General features: G+C 61.3%; 4 protein-coding genes and 1 tRNA gene. 2 read left to right on the top strand and 3 right to left on the bottom strand.

Features of this window, described 5'->3' with window-relative positions; all coding sequences use genetic code 11:
- Positions 1-38 precede the first annotated feature (38 nt).
- Positions 39-509, top strand: coding sequence for a nucleoside deaminase (locus EN914_RS32140; RefSeq protein WP_024503491.1), 471 nt, complete (start codon positions 39-41; stop codon positions 507-509).
- A gap of 64 nt (positions 510-573) precedes the next feature.
- Here the strand turns inward: EN914_RS32140 and EN914_RS32145 are convergent.
- Positions 574-649: transfer RNA gene (locus tag EN914_RS32145), tRNA-Lys, on the bottom strand.
- A 259-nt stretch (positions 650-908) separates the two neighbouring features.
- Between EN914_RS32145 and EN914_RS32150 the strand changes: the two genes are divergently transcribed.
- Positions 909-1,394, top strand: a complete 486-nt coding sequence (locus tag EN914_RS32150; protein WP_024503492.1) for a BA14K family protein — start codon at positions 909-911, stop codon at positions 1,392-1,394.
- Between the two features lie 87 nt (positions 1,395-1,481).
- Here the strand turns inward: EN914_RS32150 and EN914_RS32155 are convergent, their stop codons facing one another.
- A complete protein-coding gene (locus EN914_RS32155) occupies positions 1,482-1,955 on the bottom strand; it encodes a DUF6882 domain-containing protein (RefSeq protein WP_024503493.1) in 474 nt (157 codons plus the stop codon).
- Positions 1,956-1,982: 27 nt separating this feature from the next.
- Positions 1,983-2,426 (bottom strand): FGGY-family carbohydrate kinase (locus EN914_RS32160; protein WP_245497890.1); only part of this gene is annotated, 444 nt, incomplete at its 5' end.

Here is a 2,426-nt window from a genome sequence, read left to right on the forward strand (position 1 = left end):
GCCGCTATCGGTTGGATGTCGGCGTCTAAGGATCCGCCATGACACGCGATCAGATGCTCGCCCACCTTCGATCCGCCGACGCGGTCGCGCGCGAGGCGGCGGCGCATGGCCATCATCCGTTCGGTTGCGTGCTGGTCGGGCCGGACGACCGCGTGCTGATGCGGCAGGGCAATCTCGACACGGTGCGCCATGCCGAGACGGAGCTCGCCCGGCGCGCGGCGGCTGCCTACGAGCCGGAGTTCCTGTGGCAATGCACGCTGGTCTCAACCTTCGAGCCGTGCGCCATGTGCGCCGGCACGATATATTGGGCCAATATCGGGCGGCTGGTTTACGGGGTCGAGGAGACCGAGCTCTTGGCGCTCACCGGGGATCACGCGGAGAATCCGACGATGAGCCTCTCTTCGCGCACCGTCCTCGACTCCGGCCAGAAAAAGATCGAGGTCTTTGGCCCCTTCCCCGAAATCGCCGACGAGTTGCTCGCACCACACCGCGATTTCTGGAGGCGCTGACGGCTTCCCCGCCGGTTGTGGCGTGCCCTTCCCGAGAGACGGGTGACAGTTCATTGCGTGGATTTGGTGAGCGCGTCGGGGTTCGAACCCGAGACCTACTGATTAAAAGTCAGTTGCTCTACCGGCTGAGCTACGCGCTCCCGCGGGCGCGAAAGGCGGCCCTCGAAATTGCGCGGAACATAGGGAGAGTGCCTCGACCGGTCAACCGGAAAAAGAGGGCTCGCAAACAGGGGCGGCTTCGCCCCATTGCGACACTTGTCCGACGCATCGCCGATCGGAGAACAGCCAAGGAACACTGCCATTTCTGGCTGCCTGCGGCATCCGGTCTGGGGAACAATTGTATGCCCCGCTCGTTTTCCCAACACGGGGACGTCCGCCAAACCATCGAGGAGAAGACCAATGAACAGAATCACAACGAGCTTGCTGGCGGCCACTCTCACCGTCACATTCGTTGCGGCGGAGGCCGTGTCGGTGAACGCCCAACCGAACTATGTGCCGCAATCCCAGGTCGCGGTGCCGGATGTGCAGACGGTCCAGTATCGGGAGTGGCGCAAGGACCGCTATAATCGCAATTTTTCGCGCGACCGCAGTTTTTCGCGTGACCGCAATTTTTCCCGCAATCGCGGCGCGTATTGGAACGGCCATCGCGGCTATCGCGAATATCGCCCCGGCTACCGCCGCCATGGCGATTATTGGTTCCCGCTCGCAGCGTTCGCGACCGGCGCCCTGATCACCGGTGCCATCATCAACAACGAGAACAATCGCGTCTACGGAGGCAACGCTCACGTCCAGTGGTGCTACGATCGCTATCGCAGCTACCGTGCTTCGGACAACACGTTCCAGCCGAACTACGGCCCTCGCAAGGAGTGCCGTTCGCCTTACTGATTCGTGAGTGAGTGCCAATAGCTGACGAGTAGACCCGTGCCAGAATCTGTCGCGGGTCTTCTCTTTCAGTAAGCATGGGAGCCGGCATCAGCCAGCCCAACTGATGGCCTTGATGATGTAAAAACGTGCATCGCCTTCCGAAGGTGAGCGATATGCTCCAAGGGCGTCGCAAATTCGAACCGCCGCGGCGCTCAGTTCCCAACCAAGCACTTCCAGGTCGTCATCGACATCCGTCACGTAAGACTGGGTCAGTTCGTCGATGCTATTTGTCTCGCCGAAAGATCGAACCCGCTTTGCGTCGATCATAACGTCGTCGGGCCAATTTGAATTTGCCCAGGCCCAGAGCCAACTCTGCGACTTAGCGCTCGTGGAGCCGGCAATCTGGACCTCTGCGGTCACTTTGATTTCTTCACCGTTGGAAAACAAAAGTCTTCTGGTCTCGATGTCATAATCGTAGCGAGACCAGTGGCCGAGCTGGAAGTCTTTCTCCAAGCGGTCATTCTTGGCATTCAGTTGTTCGATAGCCTCGTCGCGCCAAGCAGGATACCAGTCTGGATTCATTATTCCCCTCGCCCCATCAGACAACGGTTATGACACGCTCAGCGTCCTGCGCACAGCATCGCGCCAACCAGCGAGCTTGTCTGCGCGCACAGAGCCATCCATATCCGGCTGGAACCTCCGCTCCAGCGCCCAGCTCTTCGCAAACTTTTTGGCATCCGGCCAAACGCCAGCTTTCGAGCCCGCGAGCCACGCTGCACCCAGCGCCGTCGTCTCGAGAATGGTCGGACGGTCGACCGGTGCATCGAGGATATCGGCCAGCCGCTGCATGGTCCAGTCCGACGCAACCATGCCGCCGTCGACCCGCAGTACGGTCTTGGCCGAAGCTCCCTTCCAGTCCTTACGCATGGCGTCGAGCAGGTCGCGCGTCTGGTAGGCGACGGATTCGAGTGCGGCGCGGGCGAATTCCGCCGGCCCGGAATTGCGCGTCAGCCCGAAAATGGCGCCGCGTGCCTCGGCGTCCCAATGCGGCGC

The sequence above is a fragment of the Mesorhizobium sp. M7A.F.Ca.CA.001.08.2.1 genome, from assembly GCF_003998455.1.
Taxonomy (GTDB): domain Bacteria; phylum Pseudomonadota; class Alphaproteobacteria; order Rhizobiales; family Rhizobiaceae; genus Mesorhizobium; species Mesorhizobium ciceri.